We start from the raw sequence: 23,251 nt of genomic DNA on the forward strand, positions 1-23,251 counted from the left end.
TTGAAGGTGGCGGAATGTGGAAGCTTAAGCATTATTTGAGGCCATATTGGGTGTGGTGTGTGTTGGCACCATTGCTGATGTTGGTCGAAGTGACTATGGATTTACTGCAGCCCACGCTCATGGCGAGCATTGTGGATAAGGGTGTTATGACAAAAGATTTGTCTCATATTTTCTCGACCGGACTGATTATGCTTGGTGTAGCGTTTATCGGTCTAATTGGTGGGGTGGGCTGCACTATTTTTTCGAGTATTGCTTCTCAAAACTTCGGTAATGATTTGCGGATTAGCTTGTTTGAACATATTCAGAAATTTTCTAACAAGAACCTGGATCAATTGAAGACGGGCTCACTGATTACGCGATTAACAAATGATGTGGTGCAGCTGCAAACCTTTGTGCAAATGATTTTGCGGAGTATTCGATCTCCATTGCTATTAGTCGGAAGCTTGGTGATGGCCATCCGGATTAGTCCTATGCTGACCCTCATCCTAGCCGTTGCCGTGCCACTCTTGAGTTTAATATTGTATGGGTTAATCCGACTTTCTTTTCCTTTGTTTCAAAAAATGCAGGTCAAATTAGACGGTGTGAACACAGTGTTGCAGGAAAATTTATCCGGCATCCGTGTAGTCAAAGCATTCGTCCGCGCTAATCATGAACAGAAACGCTTTAATACAGCTAACAAGGATTATACAGAAATTGCGATAAAAGCGGTACGGTTAATGTCATTAAATATGCCGCTAATGATGCTTGTACTAAATGCCAGTATTGTTGCTGTACTATGGTTTGGGGGAGTGCAAAGCTGGAACGGTGGGCTGCCAGTTGGTCAGCTGATCGCTTTTATTAACTATATAACTCAATTGTTGATGTCAATGCTGATGTTAAGCAATATGTTGACCTTCTTCTCACGAGCCAAGGTTTCTGCCGATCGGGAGAATGAAGTATTCTCCACCATTAGTGAGATTACAGAAGTTGCCAACGCTAAAAAAGATGCCATACACAACGGTCGGATCGTATTTGACAATGTATCCTTTGCTTATGATCCTACGGATGAAAATCTAGTGTTAGACGGTATTAATTTCACTGCGGAGCCAGGAGAAACAGTCGCCATTCTTGGTGCCACCGGTACTGGTAAATCATCATTGGTCAGCCTCATTCCCCGGTTTTACGAAGTGTCCTCTGGATCCATCACAATTGATGGCTCCGACACTCGTATGATTGCTCTGGAAGATTTGCGCAGCAGAATCGGATATGTTATGCAGCAGGCTATTCTGTTCAGCGGTACTATCCGCGATAATATCCGATATGGCAGACCGGATGCCACAGATGAGGAAGTGGAAGAAGCAGCAATAGCCGCCGAAGCTCACAATTTCATTTTAGAACTTCCACAGGGTTACGATACAGAGCTCGGCCAGCGTGGCATTAACCTGTCCGGTGGGCAAAAGCAGCGGCTTTCGATTGCACGGGCACTTTTAATTCAGCCAACAATCCTCATTATGGATGACAGCACTAGTGCGCTCGATGCAGCGACAGAGTCACGAATCCGGCAGATGTTAAAAACACGGCTGCGCAGCAGCACGAATATTTTGATAGCTCAGCGTGTCACCTCTGTAATTGACGCTGATCGCATTCTGGTATTAGAAAACGGCCGAATTGCTGTACAAGGTACACATGAGGGGCTGATGAACAGCAGTGAAATATACAGAGATATTTGGAGATCACAGATGAAGGGAGAGGAGGTGCCTTATGTCAAAGCTTAATAACGGCATGAACACCACTCCTTTTAATCGATCAGGCGGATTCGGACCGGGACCTGGATCTGGACAGGGATCTGGTCCCGGACGCGGCGGAGCTGTGCCAATCGTACGTGCTAAGAATCAAGCGAGCACACTCAAACGCATCTGGACTTATTTGAACCGCCAGCGGTTCGGGTTAATCATTGTATATGTATTTACAGTGTTGAATGCAATCCTTTCGTTGATTGGGCCTTATCTAATCGGTAAAGCGATTGATACTGCCGTAATTCCTCACGATTATCAGGGTCTTATTAGCTTTTGTCTACTCCTAATAGGTATTTATGGGCTAAGCAGTGTGGTTGCTTGGGTGCAAGCCTATGTTATGACCTCCGTTTCACAAAATACCGTATTCGAGCTGCGTCGTGATTTGTTCAGCAAATATCAACAGCTACCGATTAAGTTTTTTGACACGCAAGCTAACGGAGAACTAATGAGCCGGGCAACCAACGACATAGAGAGCGTATCCAGTACACTTAATCAGAGTGTGACCCAGTTATTAAACAGTTTGATCACACTAAGCGGTTCACTAGTGATCATGTTAATGATGAACGTTCCGTTGACCGTAGTTTCACTGATAACGATCCCTCTTGTGTTATTGTCCAGCCGTAAAATCATAGGTTTAAGTCGAACTTATTTTAAAAATCAGCAACGCCATTTAGGTGAGTTGGGTGGATTTATCGAAGAAACCATCAGCGGACAAAAAGTGGTCAAACAATACAGCAGGGAAGAGACAGAAGTGAAACGGTTCCGCAAAATCAGCGGAGAGCTGAATAAAGTCGGCGTTAAGGCACAAATTGTTTCCGGATTAGTGGGACCGGTTATGAACATGATTAATAACCTTGGATTTGCAATCATTGCCGGGGTGGGTGGCTGGATGGCTTTTCATAACATGGCTACGGTTGGTGTAATCGTTAGCTTCCTTACGTATTCCAAACAGTTCGGACGACCGATCTCCGATCTTGCTAACCAGTACAATCTAATTCAGTCGGCAATTGCTGGTGCGGAGCGAGTGTTTGAAGTCATGGATATGCCATCCGAATACGGTGACGGTGATGAACAAAGTGACGATCTGCCGAGGTTAAAAGGGAATGTTGTTTTCAAAGACGTTTCATTTGCTTACAAGCCGGATTCACCAATTCTGAGTGAGGTTACGTTTGAAGCAAAACCCGGAGAGAAAATTGCGCTTGTTGGCCCAACGGGTGCTGGAAAAACGACCATTGTCAACTTGCTGATCAGATTCTACGATTTGAGCGGCGGCTCCATATTCATTGATGGACGCGAGATTGGAGAGCTGGATAAAAACGCACTTCGTAGTCAATTGGGAATGGTATTGCAAGACGCGCATGTATTCTCGGGTACGATTCGGGAAAATATTCGTTTTGGCCGTCTTGATGCGACAGACCAAGAGGTAGAGGAAGCGGCAAGATTGGCCAATGCAGATGCCTTTATCAATAGACTGCCGCATGGATATGAGACTATTCTCCATGCGGAAGGCAGTAATTTGAGCCACGGCCAGCGCCAGCTTTTAACGATTGCCCGCGCCATTCTAGCTGATCCAGCTATTTTGATCCTAGATGAGGCAACCAGCAGTGTGGATACGCGTACGGAAATGCATATTCAACAGGCGATGGAAAAGCTAATGAAGGGACGAACAAGCTTTGTGATCGCCCATAGGCTTAGTACCATCCAGGATGCTGATCGTATACTCGTTATTCAGGGTGGCGGAATTGCCGAGCAAGGCAGTCATAAAGAGCTTCTTGCGCTGCAAGGTGTTTATTACGAGCTGTACAATACCCAGTTCAAACGAGCGATTTAAAAGAATCTTTACTTGAACCGATAACATTTGTAAGTAGATGCTTTTATCGGACTCATCTGACCTTAAAGGCGAGATTTTCTGATTTTCAGAATGTTAAAGGACCCCACTGCAGCTATTGGGGTGAAGGAATAGCATCCCAGGGTCCGAAGTCCTTAAAAAGATGTGTAATCTATTGCGTAATTAATGCCCGATAAAAAAGAGCGACGATTCACCTATTATAGGAGAATCGCCGCTCTTTTTATAAATTCCTCTCTAATAACGTTCCGAGTTGTTCAGCCAAGACTTGATGTGCTACAGGTCTTTCATTCTTGAACCACCATTCCACTACCCCTGCATAAGCCGATGCAACAAAACTAATAATAACCTCTTCATTTAACCCTTGGTTTATTCCTGCGGTGACATTTACTTCATGCCGAAACTCATCGAGAAGAAAGCTTAAGAAACGATTTCGAAAATAAGGAGCACCTTTACTCGCTAACATCATAGAGAAGAAAGAATAATTTTTATCGAAGTATTCCGTCCAGATCAACGTTGCCTCGATAAAATCCAATTCAGACGCCGATTCACAAAGTGCTCTTAGGACCTCTATATGTTCTTCGATAAGTTTATCTAACAAATCATATTTATCCAGATAATGAAGGTAGATCGTTCCCCGGCTTACATTTGCTGTGTCGGAGAGATCCTGTATGGTAATGTCGTCAAAATTTTTCTTAGTCATCAGTTCAATGACGGCCTTTTTAAGCGCATCTTGAGATTTGAGTATTCTTCTATCCACTTTAGACATTCGGGGCTCACCTTACTTTCTAAAAATAATAAACACATTTATAGGATCTGTTTAGTATTGAACAAAACAGACTCATCGTACAATTGAATGTATTCTGTAATGTTTATAATAATAGATTATAGTCTATTAATAAATCAATATACAATATCGAAAGGGTGTTTTTTCACATGCCAAATATCAAAGATAAAGTCGTAATTATTACAGGTGCTTCTAGTGGGATTGGGGAAGCCGCCGCGAAAGAACTAGCCTCTAAAGGTGCTAAGCTTGTTCTAGCCGCTCGTCGTGAGGAACGTCTTCAAAAGCTTCAAGGAGAAATTGAACAAAGTGGTGGAACAGCCATCTACAAAGTGACAGATGTGACTTCCCAAGCACAAATGGAAGAACTGGCTGCTTATGCACTTAAGAGTTTGGCAAAATTGATGTATTAGTTAATAATGCGGGAATCATGCCACAAGCTTTTCTTTTTAAGAAAAAGGTGGATGAATGGGATCAAATGATTGACGTAAATATCAAAGGGGTTTTATATGCGATTGCAGCTGTTCTCCCATCAATGAGAGAGCAAAAATCTGGTCATATTATTAACTTATCATCGGTTGCTGGCCATAACATTTACCCAGGGGGTACAGTATATTGTGGCACCAAGCATGCGGTTAGAGCAATTTCTGAAGGGCTTCGTCAAGAAGAAGCGATGAGTGGAACCAATATTCGTGTTACCAATGTTTCTCCAGGAGCCGTCAGCAGCGAATTGTTAGCTACTACCTCAGATGCAGAGTCAAAAGCTGGCTTGAATGAATTTTACAAAATAGCCATTGATGCAGACAGCATCGCTCGTGCCATCACATTTGCCATTGAGCAACCTTCAGATTTGGCTATCAATGAAATGATTATTCGCCCAACAGTTCAAGTAGGTTAAAAGGGGATCGTTATGGATGTAAAGCTTGGATATGTGGCAGGATTACCATGGAGGAAAATTTTACGTTAGGCAATAAATTAGAATTAGAGCAGAGTAACACTTCAAGCATTCCTAGAACAGACTTTATCGCTCAAAATGATGCCTCAACATATGCAGTAGCTGTAGATCCCTCGGGAAAACTGGGCTGGACCAAAAACTACATTTCAGAAGGAAGTCACAATAGAACAGAGCATCATATCATTGAAGTGCTTACAGAACAGGTATCTGATGCTTATCTAGCTTATCTGAAAAATCTAGGAATCTCATATATATTCGGTGGAAAAGAACGATTGAATTTTTCTGTAGTCGTGAGAAAGCTGAAACAATTATTCTCAATCGATGAATTGATGCTGGAGGGTGGGGGCGTTTTAAACGGCTCTTTCCTGAACGAAAACTTAATTGATGAGTTAAGCTTGGTTATTGTTCCCATCGTAGATGGAGCCTCTAATTCTGTGACCTTATTTGAAATGGATTCATCTATGAAACAACAGCCCTCAGCAAATTTCAGCTTAAAAAGTGTAGAAAAACTTGCGGATGATGGGCTATGGTTGAAGTATGTAACACGGCGTGATTAAATCTATGTTTCTTAAAAAGCGCAAAGCAAAATATGCTTTGCGCTTTTTGAATTCGAGAAAGTAGTAAGCAAGCTTCTCATTCCAAGCCTGCCAGATGCATCGTTTGTTTCAGACGATCTACGTTCACATAGATGTCTTCCAGTCCTGGAAAACGAATCGCAGGATCTGCTACACCTTGCCCGTACACCATATAATATTCGAGATTATTATGGTTGCTGATCATCCAATAGGTTGGAACAACATGCTGGGCATGGAAAATTTCAATGACCAGTGTTCCAGGCTGGCAAAAAGCCAGATTAGCGAGTCCAGCACCATGCGGACCTACGATTACTTTCGCTGAGGCGAATAATTGGATTTGCTGGGCAACCGTCCAGTCTTCTAGACAAATCGGTACGATATTAAATTTCTCTAGGCAGCGGATGACATCATCTTCATTAACCAACCTTCTTGAGCTTGCTTTTTTTCGTGAGATATAAATTCGTTCTGGAGTGACTAGTGTTGTTTCTCTATGCGGTAACAAAAATCTCCGCAGTGTATCCGTGGTCCAAGGAGGATAATGTGAATTCATCATTAAGGAAGGGACAAGTAGCTGGTCAGCCTGAACATATGCTTCTGAATTCGTCCGGATCACCAATGACTCGGATATCCCAAGCATGGCCCACGTTTGTTCCACAAAGGGTCCATACGGATTTGGATTCATGATAATAGTGGAGTAAGTGATTCCGCTCGATTGAAGCATCGCTAATCTAGGAAGCACATCATACATCCAATGAAAATAGTTATGGGCTCCGCAAAATGTTAACACCGCCGCGGTCCCGGCAAAATGTTGAAGCTGAGGATCGTTCCACCGGTGAAACACTGGGTGCTCATCTGCTTCAAGCATCTTGTATTGTTCGGCATCATATTCTTGGGAAAGATCAAAGATCAATTTCCCTTCTGGTGTTAGAAGGGCACCAGATTCTCCCCATACCTTCCCTCTGGAAATGGTGGCTACGTATCCGCCAAATGGCTCTAAACAATAAGGTGTTAGTGCTGGAGCAATACTCGTTTCAATGCTTTTGGGCGCTCTGAACTCAGCCGCCCGTCCGAAGTCAAAAGGAACGACATTCCCAGCTTCCTTTGTACTGTTTTCGTTGTGGGAAGTAAAGTCCCAGATGCTTTGGTAATATCCTTGGGGTGGTACCCCTTGTGCAGAAAATAACATCATGTCACCTCATATTCCCAAGTAGAAGCGCAGAAACCTTATTAAGCTATTTTATGAAATGAAGATTCTTTGGACACAGGCTTACTCGGAAAGAGGCGGATGAACAAGAAGACTTACGTGAGACTGAGCAGAAACAACTCATCGCACAGAAACAGATCAGATCCAAAAATCTAAATATATGCGTTAACCTATGAAGAAATTGCGTTTCTGGAAAAGACATATGTTCCATTGTTGGTATGAATTAACTTATTAACTAATAAGCGACGAGCACGCTAACGCTGAATAGATAGCCGATGGATGCGATGTGTACCAACGTTTAACTGCATTTCGTACAACTATATTCCTTCAAATCACTCAGCTCGGGGATATAAGTGTACTTCGTACATCTATTTCCTTGATTTTCTACCCAATAGGTGGATTTGATCGTTTTTAGTTGTATAGAATGCAGTTAAAGTATGAAGGTTCCTTTTCCGTACGGAATAAGTGTATAGAATGCAGTTATCTCCCAGATTCGATTAAGACACAGAACTAAGAGAATACGGAGAGGGCATTCCGATCGGTTACATTCCAAGGTTTGCTATAAGCGATATGCGGACCATTAGTTTGTTTATATTCACTTGCCCATAATCTGATCAGGTAAGCTGGTTAATCCAAAAACACCAGACAGTAATTTTCCAACAATAGGAGAATCGCTGCCTGGTGTTCTTTTTTTACCCTCAAAGCTTGTTCCTATAGACCTTAGGTGACATCCCATAGATTTTGGTGAATTGGCGGGTAAAATAATTGCTATCACTAAACCCGCATTCATGTGAGATTTGGGTGATACTGAGGTTAGAATGCTTTAATAGTCCGCAAGCCCGTTCCAGACGTAAACGATGAAGATAAGCGATCGGGGTTGTCTGATAGTAGGAGCGAAAGATCCTGTTTAAGTGTCTGACTGAAATGTCCGAATGTTTGGCGATCTGATCCAGTGTTAAGGGCTCAAGATAACGATCTTCCATATATGAGAGTGCATTCGCCAAATGCATCAGATGGTTCCCTTGAATCCCTTTTTCCTGTTGGTCATAATGTCTGGACAAATAGACAACCAGTTCCATAAACTTGGAGCCCAGCATGGTCTGATAACCCTGTAGCTTGTTGTGATATTCTTCAATCATGCCCGCTATGAGAAAAGAGACATACTCCAGGTTAGGAATCGGCAAGCTGAGTTTGCTTGTGTAGGAATGTTTATGACGATACAGGGGTTCCAACACAAATAATGCTTGAAAGCCGTTGGATGTCCGCAAATCTGGCCCAGCTGTCGATAGCATTTCAGGCTGAAACATAATATTGCAGATCTTGAAATCCTGAGGATCTTTAAAAGCATGCGGGGTCGAACCATTAATTACAAACACATTTCCCTTTTTGATAAAAGACTCCTCAGTATTAACAATATGTGTAGCTGTGCCACTCAATACAATTACGAGCTCTGAAAAGTCCGCATGTCTATGTAGATCGGTGTCTTCGTCGTGATAGCCGTATTGAATAAAAAATGGAAATTGACGATCAGATGTAAACCATTTTAAATAAAATTCACTCAACTCGTTACCCTCCAAAAGCTTGTCTAGATGAATGTCTATATCATGCTATTTTAGGACCGAATAATCAAGGCTTTCTATCCAGCTGAAGCAGTATAATCCTTGACATAGGTTTCAGTGATTAAGATAGAGAAGGAGAATACTACATGAAATATAACAATCCGATTATCCCGGGGTTTTATCCAGATCCAAGCATTTGCAGAGTAGACGAGGATTATTATCTGGTAAACAGTTCATTTGCCTATTCTCCGGGAATACCTATTTGGCACAGCAAGGATTTGGTGCATTGGAAGCAGCTTGGGTATTGTTTGACTCGTGAGAATCAGCTTCAATTTGATGAATCAGTGGTTTCCGGAGGTGTGTGGGCGCCGACTCTTCGTTATTATAACGGACGTTTTTATATGGTTACGACAAATCAGGATAGCGGAGGTCATTTCTACGTTTGGGCGGATGACCCTGCAGGCGAATGGTCGGATCCACTTTATGTGGAGCAGGAAGGTATTGATCCCTCCTTGTTTTTTGATGATGGAAAGGTTTATTTCACAAGCACAGGCTCCGAGCAAGGAATGGGGATCTACCAATGTGAGATTGATATTGAAACGGGTCAAAAGCTTAGCGATACACGCTTGATCTGGACTGGTAGCGGAGGGAAATTCCCGGAGGGTCCACATCTTTACAAAATAAACGATTACTATTATTTGATGTGTGCAGAAGGTGGGACAGAATATGGACATATGGAGACTATTGCAAGAAGTAAATCGCCATATGGGCCTTATGAATCGTCTCCTCACAATCCGATTTTGACTCATCGAAGTTCAGATTACCCCATTCAAGCTACAGGACATGCCGATTTAGTTGAAGCGCAGGATGGTAGCTGGTGGGCGGTATTTCTGGGGATTCGACCAGTAGGTTATCCTTACCGTCATCATCTTGGCAGAGAGACATATTTGGCTCCGGTTCAGTGGACAGAGGAGGGTTGGCCAATGATTGGTGATAACGGAGTGGTTGGATTAGAAATGGAAGCTGACCTGCCTTCACCAATGCCGTGGGAAGAAGAGCCTGAAACCGACGATTTTAATCAATCTGACCTAAGAATGAGCTGGAATTTCATTCGTAATGCTAATAAGGTGAATTGGTCATTGCAGGAACGGGGAGGGTGGCTAGCTTTACGTGGATCAGATGTGAGATTAAATGAGAAGGGAACGCCTGCTTTTATTGGCTGTAGACAGCGGCATTTGAATTGTGAAATTACCACCAAAATGGAATTTAGCCCTCTTGATGGTGACGAAGCTGGTCTTGTAGTTTTTATGGATCAGAAGTATCACTACGCAATTGGACTAACGCAGATGGAAGGTAAAAATGTTATTGCACTGCGCAGACAGGTAGGGAGCATAAGTGTTGCGGCATATTCTTCGCCTTTCGAAGGCGCAGGGGTAGAATTGAGAATCCAGGCATTACCTGAAAAATATATGTTTTACTATCGAGGTGTGGATCAAATATGGCATCAGCTTGGCGAAGCCGAGACACACTTGATTTCTACTGAAGTCGCAGGAGGATTTACTGGAGTATTTTTCGGTATGTATACCTACTCTCCTAATCAAACAACTGCTTATTATGATTGGTTTAGCTATCAAAAGAAATAAAAAGCGGTAGGCTACGTGTTCGTCAGAAAAAGCAGTGTTAGCTTGTGGAAAACACAAAGCAGTGATTCTCCAAGTATGGATGAATCGCTGCTTTGTGTTTTTTGGTTGTCGTTGTTTTTTTGTCGTCGTTGGTTGTTTGCCTCAGCTTGTATTTATAAACCTCTTGGGCTTAAGGACTCAGAGGAGGTTATTTGCGTATTTATCCCTTTTTGAGCTTAGTTTCGGACCCCATTGCAGCTATTACTTCGAAAGCGATTCAGATTGAGCGTTTTTTGAGCCAATAGCAGCTATGCGGTCCTTTAGCATCCCAAATGTGAGATATTACTGCGTTTAAGGTCCTCTGGGTCCGATAGTAATAAGCTCATTAGCGATAAACCCGATAGAATCAGCGTGTGCGCAAAGGTTACCTATACATGTTGGTGTTTAGCGGATAGTTCCATATTGTGAATGAAGCACGCTTTTATCAAATGAGCATATCTTCCTTCAAACGCTTGATGTCTGCTCTAGGTGGTGAACCGAACATCCGTGAATATTCGCGGCTGAATTGTGATGCACTTTCATAGCCAACGCGAAACGCGACATCCGCTGCATCCGCTGATTCAGATAATAAAAGGCGGCGAGCTTCCTGTAAGCGCAGATGCTTTTGAAACTGTATAGGACTCATGGCAGTTACCTCTTTGAAGTGTCTATGGAACGAAGAAATGCTCATACTGGCTGTTTCAGCAAGCTCTTCAATGCGCAAAGGTTTATCACAGTTCTCGATAATCTGTTCGATGGCCTCCCGAATGCGGTAGGTGCTGCTTCCTTCCATCGCAATCTGTGCGAGTGTAACTCCATATGGTCCCTGCAGAAGCCGGTATAGAATTTCATCAGTATAAATCGGAGCCAAAAACGGAATGTCCTTGGGATCATCCAGCAAACGTACCAATCGTAGGATCGCATCCAATAGTGATAACTCTATCTGCCCGACATACATAGCTCGCTTAGCATTTTCTTTCGGAGCGAGTTTAAATTCGGAATCATTTAGTACCTTCAATATCTGACTCTGCGTAAATTCTAGCTTAAAGCTTAAATAGGGTGCATTGGGAGAAGCTTTTATAATCTGACCGATAACCGGTAAATTCATTGATGATATTAGATAATTTGCGGGACCATACTCAAAACGGTCCTTGGCCAGTATGATCTCCTTTGTTCCTTGCGCAATGAAACATAAAGAAGGTTTGTATACTCTGTATACTGGCTCAGTCACGTTGGAGTTACGAATCACAAACAATGAGGGGATAGCGGTCTCATATACTCCATCCTGGCACGAATGATGTTCAATCAATCTGGCGAGTTCTTCTTTCCGCTCTAGTAATTCTTCAGACATGTGCTCCTCCTAATGTTTTATTCTTACTCAATTATAAAGTAAAAGCATCTTTTGTGTTAGTGCTAGTGAGAGGAATAGGCAATCATTTAAGATAATTGAGATAACGCTGTCAACTTCATACATCGCATAATTAGAACTAAGAAAGGGGTTTTGAAATTGAGCAATGTTTTGATCTTAGGCGCTAACGGTGGAATTGCTCGTCATGCGATTGATTTATTCTTGAACGAAACCGATGCTCAGTTAACTCTATATCTTCGCAACTCGGACAGATTAAGCTATATAACATCCAGCCGTGCTCGAGTAGTTGAAGGGGACGTTATGGATAGTGATCAATTAAAAGAAGCGATGATCGGGCAAGATGTTGTTTATGCCAATCTGGCAGGTAATTTGGAGAAAATGTCTAAGACTATTGTTGAAGCAATGAACACCACTGGTCTTAAACGTTTGATTTTTATCAGCTCAATGGGCATTTACGATGAAGTTCCCGGAGAGAAGTACAGCAGTATATTGGATCCATATCGTAAATCTGCAGAGATCATTGAAGCTTCAAATCTTAACTATACAATTCTGAGACCTGGATGGTTTACCTATAAAGACGAGATAGAATACGAAACAACTCAGAAAGGTGAACCTTTTAAAGGGAGAGAAGTGTCGCGAAAAAGTGTGGCTGCGTTAGTTGTTAAATTGGCTGAATCACCAGATATGGAAATTTGCCGCAGTTTAGGAGTTAACAAACCCAAAATCTAAAGGAGGCACAAGCTAATGGAATATATAAAACTTGGACGTACTGGTTTGGACGTATCTAGAATTTGTCTTGGCTGTATGAGTTACGGAGTACCTGAACGTGGAATGGCTCCGTGGTCGCTGAATGAGGAGCAGAGCAGACCTTTTATTAAAAGAGCACTGGAGCTTGGGATCAACTTCTTTGATACGGCTAATGTATACTCTGACGGAACTAGCGAAGAAATTGTCGGACGTGCCTTAAAAGAATTCTCTCGCCGGGATGAGGTAGTCATTGCGACAAAGGTGTTTTTCCGGATGCATCAGGGACCAAATGGGGCAGGACTTTCACGCAAAGCGATTATGACCGAAATAGACAACAGTCTAAGACGGCTGGGCACGGATTATGTGGACCTATACCAGATTCATCGTTGGGATAATGACACTCCTATCGAAGAGACCATGGAGGCACTCCATGACGTAGTAAAGGCAGGGAAAGTTAGATATATAGGAGCGTCCTCTATGTATGCATGGCAGTTCTTGCAGGCGCAGCATGTTGCTGAGCGAAATGGTTGGACTAAATTTGTCTCTATGCAAAATTACTTGAATCTACTCTACAGGGAAGAAGAACGGGAAATGTTGCCTCTTTGCCGGGAAGAAGGAATCGGTGTGATCCCATGGAGTCCGCTTGCTAAAGGCCGACTAACCCGTGATTGGAATGAACAAACAGCTCGTTCAGAGATAGACGAAGTCGGAAAGGCATTTTATGCAAAAATGGCTGAAGCTGACCGCAAGGTTGTTGAGGTAGTTGCCGAAATTGCGGCTAAGCGGGGGATTCCACGTGCACAAGTAGCGCTTGCTTGGGTTCTGCAAAAAAAGCCAGTAACATCGCCTATCATTGGTGCAACCAAACCTAATCATCTGGAGGACGCCGTTGCAGCGTTATTAGTGACGCTGGAGCCAAGTGATATAGCGAGACTAGAAGAGCCTTATGTGCCACACCCAGTTATAGGAAATCTAAGCTAGATAAAAAAGCGTGATGCCCTTTGGGATCGCGCCTTTTTTTATCTAAGTTAACTTTCATCCCTTATTTAGTGCCTTTAGAAACTTGTCTTTAGTTTGGCTTAATCGTTGCTCAGCGCCATGCGGTTGCAAGGGTTTGCTTAAATAAGTGAATAAGAAAACACATTCCAATCGATAAAAATGACATGTTCATTCTTCTTTAGCCAAGGTAATATGTATCCGACATGTGAGAGTGAATATAGAAAAGGAGATGAACTCTTTATTATTAATTCCACATTGAAGCATACGCACATGAATACTGAAATTGGTCAACCAGCTATCCTCAAGCCTAGGGAGGTTTATCCGACGGTTTCCTTCACATCGTGTGTTGACGGAAGGGTTGCCGGTGAATTGATTTTTGATAGAACGAAGCTGGTTGATAGTTTGCCTGAGACTCCTATGGTCAAAGACTCGTTAATGGAATGGACACCGTTAGGCACGGCAGAACAACTGGGTACTTATGAACTGCGAATGACCCTCAAACAGGACGGAAAATCTCCTCAGTATGACTCATATTATTTTACCGTGCTGGATCCAAAGAGCATCCCCGCGGGACAGAGCCCAATTGCTTTCCTTGGTAACGATGGAATGATGATGTATATCGGTGATTATCGAGGTAATCGGATCTTGGATTTTTCCAATGCGGGTTATAGGGGTGGCGGTGTTGAAATCCCGAATATCCCCGTTAAGTCGACCGTTCTACCCTTGGACGGAGACGCGACGGAACGTATTCAGGTAGCGATTGACCAGTTGGCCAAGCTCCCGCTCGATAAGAACGGATTCCGCGGAGCGATCCTGTTGAAAAAAGGCAGATATGAAATCGGAGGCACGTTATTCATTAAAGCAAGCGGGATCGTCCTTCGCGGCGAAGGTCAGGACAAAGAGGGCACAATTATCTATGGTACCGGAGCGAAACCACGAAATTTAATTGAAATTGGTGAAAATGCAGATCTTATGCTGGACAGCAACTCGAAACAGATGATTTCAGATTTGTATGTACCCTCAGGCTCGCGTACTTTCCATGCAAAAGAAGGGAATGCTTATCATGTTGGTGAACAGATCATAGTCCGCAGAATAGGTGATAAAAACTGGATTCACGAAATTGGCATGGATAACATATATAAGCGCCCGGGTGGAACCGTAACCCAATGGTCACGGTTCAATCTGGATTTTGACCGAGTCATCACTGCTATTGTAGGTAATGCGATTACGGTCGATGCCCCACTAGCGAATGCTATCGAACTTCAGTGGGGCGGCGGAGAGATCTATAAATATACAGACCATGCCCGCATTCAGCAGGTGGGGGTAGAGAATATGAGGGTAGAGTCCGATTTTGACCCGAGCATTATAGATATTAAGATGGATAACGATACAACGGATCCTTATTATGCGGACGAAAAGCATGCTGAGCGTTTTGTCGTATTCAACAGTGTGAAGAATGGCTGGGTTCGAGATGTGACGGGTTACCATCTGTCCTATTCTCTCGTTCAAATGAAGCGTTATTCCAAATGGATTACGGTTCAGGATTGTCAAATGTACGATATGATCAGTGTGGTTACTGGGGGTCGCCGTTATGTCATACATCAGATGGGTCAGCTAAATCTCGCTCAACGTATTTATACAGAAACGGCGCGGCATGCGTTCACCGTCGATAGCTGGGTACCGGGGCCAAATGTATTTCTGGATGGGGAAGCTGTTAACAATTATAACACCAGTGAGCCTCATCATCGCTGGTCAGTCGGAGGCCTGTTCGATAATATCAAAGCTCCCATCTCTATTCGGGATAGGGCGTGGTTAGGCAGCGGACATGGCTGGGCAGGCGCGAATTATGTAACCTGGAATACGCAAGGAGAACTCACTTTACAGCGGCCACCAACCGCTCAAAACTACGCCATTGGCCATGTTGGTAACAAGGTACCTGGACTGGTTCCTAACGATTATGATCCCCGGCCCCGTGAAGATGGATATTGGTGCAGTTGCGGTCAACATGTCGTCATTAATAGTCTCTACAAGCAGCAGCTGATGGAACGTTTAGGTCGAAATGCGCTCAGTAATATAAAAAAATAATTTACAGTAGGGTGCGGAATCTTCCGCATCCTTTTTAGTTTGGATCATAAAAAAACACAACCCCTAACAATCTATGCCATGGAGAGACATCAGGATCAAGAGTAGCATAGGAAGTGGAGTTACTGACGAATGATATGACCTGAAAATAGGAAAGGCCAGGTGAACAAGAGTTGAGTGAAAGAAGACGAGCGAAACAAGAGGTGGCATTACCGGCAACCATGCGAGAATCAGAACGTCTTCGATTATGGTATACAAGCCCGGCGTCAAATTGGAATGAGGCTCTTCCCATAGGAAATGGGCGCCTCGGGGCAATGGTGTCCGGTATGATCGGCCAAGATAAAATCCAGCTTAACGAAGATTCAATCTGGTACGGAGGCCCTGGACGCGCAGCTAATCCTGCAGCTCAGCCATATTTGACGGTGATTCGGCAAATGCTGAAAGACGGCAGGCAGGCGGAGGCAGAACATTTGGCACGAATGGCTATGACTGCTTCACCAAAATATGAACAGCCGTACCAGCCACTTGGCGATTTGATTTTAAAGTTTCTGGATTCCAGTGAGATTATTGAAGAATACGAGCGGGAGCTCGACTTGGAGCAAGCGGTCGTTACGGTATCGTACCGTTGTGGCGGGGTTCGCTATTACAGGCAATATTTTGTAAGTGAACCGGACGGTGTATTAGTAGTCCGATTGACAGCTGACAGACTTGGCAAGATCACGTTGGCTGCGAATCTTATGCGTCGTCCGTTCGATACCGGCTGTAGCACTGGCCTTGCTAACACAGTTCTAATGAATGGGGAATGCGGAGCGGATGGTGTTCGCTTTTGCACAGCACTAAGGGCAGTTCAACAAGGAGGCCGCCAGAGGCTCATCGGGGATTTCATCTCTATTGAGGGGGCAGACTCTGTCACCCTTATGCTGGCAGCGCAGAGTACCTTTCGTGTGGATCAACCTGAAAAAGCCTGTCTAGAGCAATTGGATCAAGCCATGGCTCAGTCTTTTGCAACTCTAATAAAGCAGCATAAGGAGGAATACAAGTCTCGGTTTGCTCGATTCTCAATCGATTTAACAAGGGATGGCGACCCGTACGCCGAGCTTCCTACCGATAAGCGATTACTGCGGTTACAGCAAGCAAAAGATGAAAGAAGCAATTCCAATGAGTTTGGTGATCCGGGACTAGTTGCACTATATGTACAGTATGGGCGCTACTTACTGCTTTCCAGTTCTCGACCAGGTACGTTGCCTGCTAATCTGCAAGGCATATGGAATGATAGCTTTACCCCGCCATGGGAATCAAAATATACAATTAATATTAACCTCCAAATGAATTACTGGCCTGCCGAAGTCCTAAATATGGCTGAATGTCATGAACCGCTGTTTGATCTGATCGAACGGATGCAGTTGAACGGTCAAGAAACGGCGAAAAAAATGTACGGCTGTCGCGGTTTTGTTGCTCATCATAACACTAACTTATGGGCGGAAACCCGACCTGAAGGCATCCTAATTACCTGCACGGTCTGGCCAATGGGTGCTGCTTGGTTATGCCTTCATTTGTGGGAACACTACCGGTTTGGACTGAACCTTTCTTTTCTCAAGGAAAGGGCCTATCCAGTGATGAAGGAAGCAGCGCTTTTTCTGCTTGATTACATGGTAGAGGAAGGTGGTGTACGGATTACTGGGCCTTCGGTCTCCCCTGAAAACCGCTTCCTTCTTTCGGACGGAAGCAGCGGCAGCCTCTGTATGGGACCATCTATGGATTTGCAAATCGCATATACATTGCTATCCGCCTGTTCGGAAGCGGCATTAATTCTCGGAGAAGAAGATACAATGTTTCTCTTTGAACTACATGAGACGCTTGAACACATTCCACAGCCGAGTGTGGGCAGTCATGGACAGATTAAGGAATGGCTGTTTGACTACGAAGAGCAAGACGCAGGTCACCGGCATATTTCTCAGTTGTTCGCTTTACATCCGGGTGAACAGATTGACATGAGGCACACCCCTGAGCTTGCCGCAGCAGCCCGGCGAACGCTTGAACGCCGCCTTGACGGAGGTGGAGGTTATACCGGCTGGAGCAGGGCATGGATCGTCAACTTTTATGCCCGTCTCGGTATGGGTGCGGAAGCCTACGAGCATTTACTTAATCTCTTAGCCTCCTCCACGTATTCGAATCTTTTAGACTGCCATCCACCCTTTCAAATAGACGGAAACTTTGGTGGAGCAGCAGGCGTAGCAGAAATGCTGCTGCAATCCCACCGAGGAGAACTTCGACTATTACCTGCCCTTCCTAAGGAGTGGGCTTCAGGCAGCATAAGGGGAATGAGAGCAAGAGGTGGTTTTACCGTTGATCTTTCTTGGAGCCAAGGAAAGCTTGATGAAGCGACGATTCACTCTACGTTAACCGCTGAATATCAAATTTGGTCTGCCGTTCCGCTTGATCTGCCAGAACAATCTCTTATTAGCGATGGTCAGGGATTTGAATATAATTTTTCTTCAGTTGCAGGGAAGTCCCGCAAGATTTGTGCACAATAGTCAATCGTAATAAAACACAGGCAAGCCGAAAAATCTCCATTTTGAAGACCTGGATATTGGATTAACATTAGCCATACAACAAAATCCAAACTGCAACCAAAGGAGCGATATTTATGCCACAACAAGTGCCAGCCGCATTGCCAGCGAGCAGGCCAGATCTTTCCCCATTCCAAAGACGAATGACCAATTTGCGCAAATATAAGGCGCTATATCTCATTTCACTGCCGGGCATTATTTTTTTTATCGTATTTAAATACTTACCCTTGGCGGGTTCCATCATGGCCTTTCAAAACTACAACATATTCAAAGGTTTTACAGGCAGTCCTTGGGTTGGCCTTGATCAGTTCCGGCGGATGTTCACCTATCCAGAGTTTTTGAGAATTCTTGAAAATACTATCCTGATCGGCCTATATGATATGGTCTTTGCGTTTCCGGTTCCCATAATATTCGCCCTCCTTCTTAATGAAGTGAGAAAAGCTTTCTATAAACGGATTTTGCAGACCGTCGTTTATTTGCCCCATTTTCTCTCATGGGTCATTATTGGGGGGATTATGATCGGCATTTTGTCCCCAACGACAGGTATCGTGAACCAGATCTTAAATGCTTTTGGGCTCGACTCCGTTTATTTTCTGGGCGAGGACTCGTATATTCGTACCATCCTGGTTGGAACAGGCATATGGAAAGACAGTGGATGGGGAACTATTGTTTATTTAGCCGCACTCGCTGCTGTGAATCCTGAGCTGTACGAGGCGGCCCGGATTGACGGAGCAAATCGGTGGAAACAAACCTTATCTATAACGATCCCGACGATCTTGCCCACCATCATGATTATGTTCCTGCTTCATATCGGTAACTTCCTTGATTTTGGCTTCGAGCGAGTGTTTGTATTTATCAATTCGCTTAATGAGACCAATGGAGATATTCTCGATACGTATATATACCGAGTGGGTCTTATTGATCAGCAATACAGCTATACAACAGCTATAGGCCTCTTTAAATCGGTCGTCGGACTGTTGCTAGTTATGATCGGGAATACGCTTAGCAAAAAAGCATCAGGGGATGGACTTTACTAGAAAGGAGTCGAAGAGTAAATGAAAAATAAAGGTCGCCTGTTTGACGTTTTTAACTATATATTTCTGATGCTGGTCGGGTGCTTGATGATCTTCCCTCTGCTGCATGTGCTCGCCAAATCATTTAGCAGCACTCATGCCATTAATGCAGGCGAGGTTAAGCTATTCCCTGTAGATTGGACGCTTATGAATTATCAAGTTATTCTTGGGGATACCTCCATCTGGAGAGCTTTCATGGTAAGTATATTTATTACAGTTGTCGGAACAGTTATTAATCTGATTTTAACTGCATCACTGGCCTATCCTTTATCCAGATCCGAATATTCGATGCGCAAAGGAGTTCTGATTTTAATCCTAATTACGATGATATTTCACGCTCCGCTCATACCGAACTATATGGTCATCAAAAACTTGCACTTGATCGACTCTTTATGGGTATTAATCATCCCATCGGCCATCAGTGCATATAACCTGTTCATCATGCGTTCTTTTTTCTCAGCCCTGCCTACTGAGCTGATAGACAGCGCGCGAATGGATGGAGCGGGAGAGCTGCGCACGATGTGGAGCGTCATCCTTCCTTTGTCCAAACCTGTTATGGCAACTATGGGCTTGTTCTACGCGGTATCCCATTGGAATTCTTATTCATCGGCGTTGTATTTTATCAATACACGAGCGCTTTATCCACTTCAGCTGCGGCTTCGGGAAATCGTACTGAGTAACGACCTTGGGCAAGCGGGCAGCTTATTAGAAAACGTAAATGAAGTATCTCCGGCAGGTGTGCAAATGGCAGTTATTGTCGTCTCCGTCATACCGATTATTATCGTGTATCCGTTTCTGCAAAAGTATTTTATCAAAGGGATGTTAATCGGATCTATTAAGTCTTAAATCAACCAGCTTGCATCATCCTTTAAAAGAAACAGCCATCTGCTTATCAAAATATGGTAAGATATAATCCAAACTCAAAAATGGAAGCGTTGCCAATGATCGCAACTTCAAATCAATTTCATACCACAAGACAACTGATTCTGATTCCATTCCGGAAGGGATTTGATACAAGTGCGAGTATTGATTGTAGAAGATGAGCCTGTCATTCAAAAAGGATTGGTGAAGATGGTCCAGCGTTATCCGGTCTCATTCACCGCGATTTATACAGCCGACGATGGCGAAGCAGCCTTAGAAACTATCCAAAAGCTAGAACCGCATTTAGTACTGACAGATTTGCGCATGAAGCGGATGGATGGCCTTGATTTATGTGAACGAATTCACCGTGATTACAGTCATGTCCAGGTGGCAGTCATTTCCGGGTACAATGACTTTCAATATGCTCAACGAGCAATGGCATACGGCGTTAAGCGATATTTGTTAAAGCCGGTTCTCCAGCAGGATGTGCATGATATGCTGAGAGAACTTATATCCGGAATGACAGGCAACATTATTCCTGTTCATAAATACGTGGATTGGGCCGAACAGCTGGAACAACATATCTGGCTGCTGCAACGTGATGAGACAAACCGTCTGCTTGATGACAGAGAAACATCCGGTTTATTTGAAGGGTTGAACGTCTTTAGCATGGATGCAGTCCTGAATGATTGTCTACAAATGATCGTAGATCGCTTGGAACGCCGAGGCTGGAAGCCTCAGTCCCGGTGCTGTGGAGATGTGAAAGCCGCCAATACGAAAAAAGAAACGATGTTAGCATTTGTCGCGATAATAAACGGTATACTTGCGGAGCTGCAACTTACTCGCAAAGGCAACTATAAGGACCCGGTTGAAGAAGCAAAAGCTTTCATTGATAAACATTTGGCTGAGGATGTGTCGTTAGAAGAAGTAGCCAAACGGGTGGGACTTGCCCGCACCTACTTCAGCGCATTATTCAAAAAAATGACGGGGGAAACCTTCGTACACTACCGGATCCGAAGAAGAATGGAGGAAGCGCGCAGACTTCTTGCCGTACCTACCATGACAATCAGTGATATCTCGATTCATGTAGGTTACGAGGATTATCCCCATTTTACGAAGACGTTTAAAAATCTCGTGGGTGTGTCACCTTCGGAATACCGTGCTTCGTTTGGCATTGAATAATGAGAGCAACCCTCAGCCGGAAGCTGCTATTTTATTTTACCATTGTCATCTTACTTTCCCTGTCAGCGCTGGGGATTTCCTTCTACAGCATTTCTGCCAAGCAATTGCAGGCAAGTACTGAAAACCAGATGATACAAATCGTAAATAATGCAGTTCATCATACCAATCTCTATATTTCATCCTATCAACGGTCGACCGTGGCGCTACTAACGGATTTGAGAGTTAAAAGATATATTGACCTATCAGCAGACCGTGAGGAATATGAAAATTACCGCTACACGACCGATATTCGCGATGCAATTGTCGAACCAGTATGGATTCGCAATCCTGAGATTGAAGCCTTATATATTATCGGGTATTCCGGGAATGCGCTTTATTATTATAATGGCGGTTCAGCGCCATCTTTTACACAGGAAGACACCGCTAGACAGATCAGGTATTTCAAAGAACATACAGATGTCAGTGGACAGTTGAATGTAATCAATTACAGTATCCGTGGGGATCAAACGCCGATGTTGACCTTAATCCGCAGCATTCGTGGCCTTCAGTCACCAGAGATGAAAGGATTTGTAGGCATTGAAGTCAAAGCAGAGGAGCTCTCCACGTTATGGAAAGGGATCGATCTTGGTCCCGAAAGCTATTTTTTTATTGTAGATGGCGAAGGCAGGATTCAATATCATAACGATCAAAACAAAGTAGGGACGTTGATTCCCGATAGTCTTGGCAAGCAAATTGAGCTAGCAGGAGATGCGATGTTCCGCAGCTCGGCAGAGGGAGTGGAAAAATCTTATATCAGCCGTAATGCGGAATATTCCGGTTGGCATCTGGTTGTATCCATTCCAGACACTCAGCTGCAAAAGCCGCTAATTACCATCCGGAATTATATTATTGCTGTCGCGATTTTGACATTTATGATAGCGCTGTTTCTGGCAAGCCGATTTGGTAAGTCTGTTACTACACCAATCCGTATACTGATGAAAGGAATGAGCCAGACCGAAAAAGGAAATTGGGAATTAATCTCCCTTCCGAAAAGCCAGGATGAGGTCACTGGGCTTATCGTTCGTTACAATCTGATGGTAACGCGCCTGTCAGAGCTTGTGGACACCGTGTATCAATCAGAACTGAAGAACAAGGAAGTGGAAGCCGAGCGGCAGAAGGCCGAATTCCAATCCTTACAGTTACAGATCAACCCCCATTTTTTATATAATACGCTCGAAACGGTGGTCTGCTATGCAGTAATTCAGGATTCAGATGAAATATCAGAAATTGTCGGAGCCCTGTCCTACATGCTGCATTATTCGGTGCGCACCAATCTTGAAGAGATAACCGTGGCCAATGAGCTGAAGCATGTCATCCATTATATGGTCATTATCAATCACCGGATCGGAAGGCCGTTTGAAATCGATGTGCGGATAAAGCCTGAAATGCTTCTGCGCAAAATGGTCCGTTTGACCTTACAGCCACTTGTGGAAAATGTGTTCCAGCACGCCTTTCGTTATGGTGTTGAAGATTATCAAACGATTACGATTGATGCTGGAGAGGATGGCGATATCTTCTGGGTCAGCATTACGGATAATGGCAGCGGAATGACCCCGGAGCGGCTTGAAGAACTTCGCCTTAAACTGAGCGAAAATCGACTCGCCGATGTGGAGGAAGGTAAAGGAAGCCCAGGCGGCATTGGTGTGCAAAATGTTCATCGCCGGATTCAGCTTGTCTTCGGAGAAGAATTCGGCGTTGACGTAGAAAGCAGTCCAGAATGGGGAACACGCATGATCATGAGAATGCCGATTTCCGGAAGGAAGGAACATCAAGTGCTTAACGCATAGGCGCTGCTCGCCGAAGAGAACGAGGATCAAAAGGCTGTCCTGAGGTCCGAGCCGCGGACTTTTGGGGATGGCCTTTTTTTATAACGGCAACCGATCACAAAAAAACACATCCCACAATAATCCACCCCATGGGAGAGCTGATGATACAGCTTTATGATGGGTACAGGTAAACCAAATACCTTT

16 protein-coding genes and 1 pseudogene are annotated in these 23,251 nt (G+C 44.0%); 13 read left to right on the forward strand and 4 right to left on the reverse strand.

The window, feature by feature from the left end; all coding sequences use genetic code 11:
• Positions 1–14 precede the first annotated feature (14 nt).
• Together MKZ16_RS15735 and MKZ16_RS15740 are read left to right on the forward strand one after the other, a co-directional pair.
• Entirely contained in the window at positions 15–1,754 is a 1,740-nt protein-coding gene (locus MKZ16_RS15735) for an ABC transporter ATP-binding protein (RefSeq protein WP_076105669.1), read from the forward strand.
• A complete protein-coding gene (locus MKZ16_RS15740) occupies positions 1,741–3,606 on the forward strand; it encodes an ABC transporter ATP-binding protein (protein WP_081393433.1) in 1,866 nt (621 codons plus the stop codon). Before MKZ16_RS15735 ends, MKZ16_RS15740 begins: the two co-directional genes overlap by 14 nt.
• Positions 3,607–3,844: 238 nt before the next feature.
• Here the strand turns inward: MKZ16_RS15740 and MKZ16_RS15745 are convergent, their stop codons facing one another.
• On the reverse strand, positions 3,845–4,390 hold the full coding sequence (locus MKZ16_RS15745) for a TetR/AcrR family transcriptional regulator (protein ID WP_076105670.1): 546 nt from the start codon (positions 4,388–4,390) through the stop codon (positions 3,845–3,847).
• 167 nt (positions 4,391–4,557) lie between these two features.
• Between MKZ16_RS15745 and MKZ16_RS15750 the strand changes: the two are divergent.
• Positions 4,558–5,303: pseudogene (locus MKZ16_RS15750) on the forward strand (SDR family oxidoreductase).
• Between the two features lie 47 nt (positions 5,304–5,350).
• Positions 5,351–5,917, forward strand: coding sequence for a RibD family protein (locus MKZ16_RS15755; protein ID WP_076105671.1), 567 nt, complete (start codon positions 5,351–5,353; stop codon positions 5,915–5,917).
• A gap of 76 nt (positions 5,918–5,993) precedes the next feature.
• Here MKZ16_RS15755 and MKZ16_RS15760 read toward each other — a convergent pair whose 3' ends face one another.
• Both MKZ16_RS15760 and MKZ16_RS15765 read right to left on the reverse strand, forming a co-directional pair.
• Positions 5,994–7,124, reverse strand: coding sequence for a glycosyltransferase family 61 protein (locus tag MKZ16_RS15760; RefSeq protein WP_081388157.1), 1,131 nt, complete (start codon positions 7,122–7,124; stop codon positions 5,994–5,996).
• A 713-nt stretch (positions 7,125–7,837) separates the two neighbouring features.
• Entirely contained in the window at positions 7,838–8,701 is an 864-nt protein-coding gene (locus MKZ16_RS15765) for an AraC family transcriptional regulator (RefSeq protein WP_038570981.1), read from the reverse strand.
• A 143-nt stretch (positions 8,702–8,844) separates the two neighbouring features.
• Here MKZ16_RS15765 and MKZ16_RS15770 point away from each other — a divergent pair, with 143 nt between their 5' ends.
• Complete coding sequence (locus tag MKZ16_RS15770) at positions 8,845–10,341, forward strand: glycoside hydrolase family 43 protein (RefSeq protein WP_076105673.1); 1,497 nt, start codon at positions 8,845–8,847, stop codon at positions 10,339–10,341.
• 463 nt (positions 10,342–10,804) lie between these two features.
• Here the strand turns inward: MKZ16_RS15770 and MKZ16_RS15775 are convergent, their stop codons facing one another.
• Positions 10,805–11,710 (reverse strand): AraC family transcriptional regulator, encoded by a 906-nt coding sequence (locus MKZ16_RS15775; RefSeq protein WP_076099257.1) that lies wholly within the window; start codon positions 11,708–11,710, stop codon positions 10,805–10,807.
• Positions 11,711–11,866: 156 nt separating this feature from the next.
• On the opposite strand from MKZ16_RS15775, the gene MKZ16_RS15780 reads away from it, so the two are divergent.
• The 8 genes from MKZ16_RS15780 (at position 11,867) to MKZ16_RS15815 (ending at position 23,068) form a co-directional block, all read left to right on the forward strand.
• Positions 11,867–12,457 (forward strand): NAD(P)H-binding protein, encoded by a 591-nt coding sequence (locus tag MKZ16_RS15780; protein WP_076105674.1) that lies wholly within the window; start codon positions 11,867–11,869, stop codon positions 12,455–12,457.
• Between the two features lie 15 nt (positions 12,458–12,472).
• A complete protein-coding gene (locus MKZ16_RS15785; protein WP_038570987.1) occupies positions 12,473–13,456 on the forward strand; it encodes an aldo/keto reductase in 984 nt (327 codons plus the stop codon).
• A gap of 288 nt (positions 13,457–13,744) precedes the next feature.
• The gene (locus MKZ16_RS15790) at positions 13,745–15,559 is read left to right on the forward strand and encodes a hypothetical protein (RefSeq protein ID WP_143759077.1); all 1,815 of its coding nucleotides are present in this window, start codon (positions 13,745–13,747) and stop codon (positions 15,557–15,559) included.
• Positions 15,560–15,729: 170 nt separating this feature from the next.
• Entirely contained in the window at positions 15,730–18,090 is a 2,361-nt protein-coding gene (locus tag MKZ16_RS15795; protein WP_256715515.1) for a glycoside hydrolase family 95 protein, read from the forward strand.
• A 179-nt stretch (positions 18,091–18,269) separates the two neighbouring features.
• Positions 18,270–19,163, forward strand: a complete 894-nt coding sequence (locus MKZ16_RS15800) for an ABC transporter permease subunit (protein WP_051491014.1) — start codon at positions 18,270–18,272, stop codon at positions 19,161–19,163.
• An 18-nt stretch (positions 19,164–19,181) separates the two neighbouring features.
• Positions 19,182–20,045 (forward strand): carbohydrate ABC transporter permease, encoded by an 864-nt coding sequence (locus MKZ16_RS15805; RefSeq protein WP_038570993.1) that lies wholly within the window; start codon positions 19,182–19,184, stop codon positions 20,043–20,045.
• A 171-nt stretch (positions 20,046–20,216) separates the two neighbouring features.
• Positions 20,217–21,242, forward strand: coding sequence for a response regulator (locus MKZ16_RS15810; RefSeq protein ID WP_076099254.1), 1,026 nt, complete (start codon positions 20,217–20,219; stop codon positions 21,240–21,242).
• Complete coding sequence (locus tag MKZ16_RS15815) at positions 21,242–23,068, forward strand: sensor histidine kinase (RefSeq protein WP_076105677.1); 1,827 nt, start codon at positions 21,242–21,244, stop codon at positions 23,066–23,068. Before MKZ16_RS15810 ends, MKZ16_RS15815 begins: the two co-directional genes overlap by 1 nt.
• Positions 23,069–23,251: the final 183 nt, after the last annotated feature.

The organism is Paenibacillus sp. FSL R5-0928, assembly GCF_037970385.1.
GTDB lineage: Bacteria > Bacillota > Bacilli > Paenibacillales > Paenibacillaceae > Paenibacillus_AQ > Paenibacillus_AQ odorifer.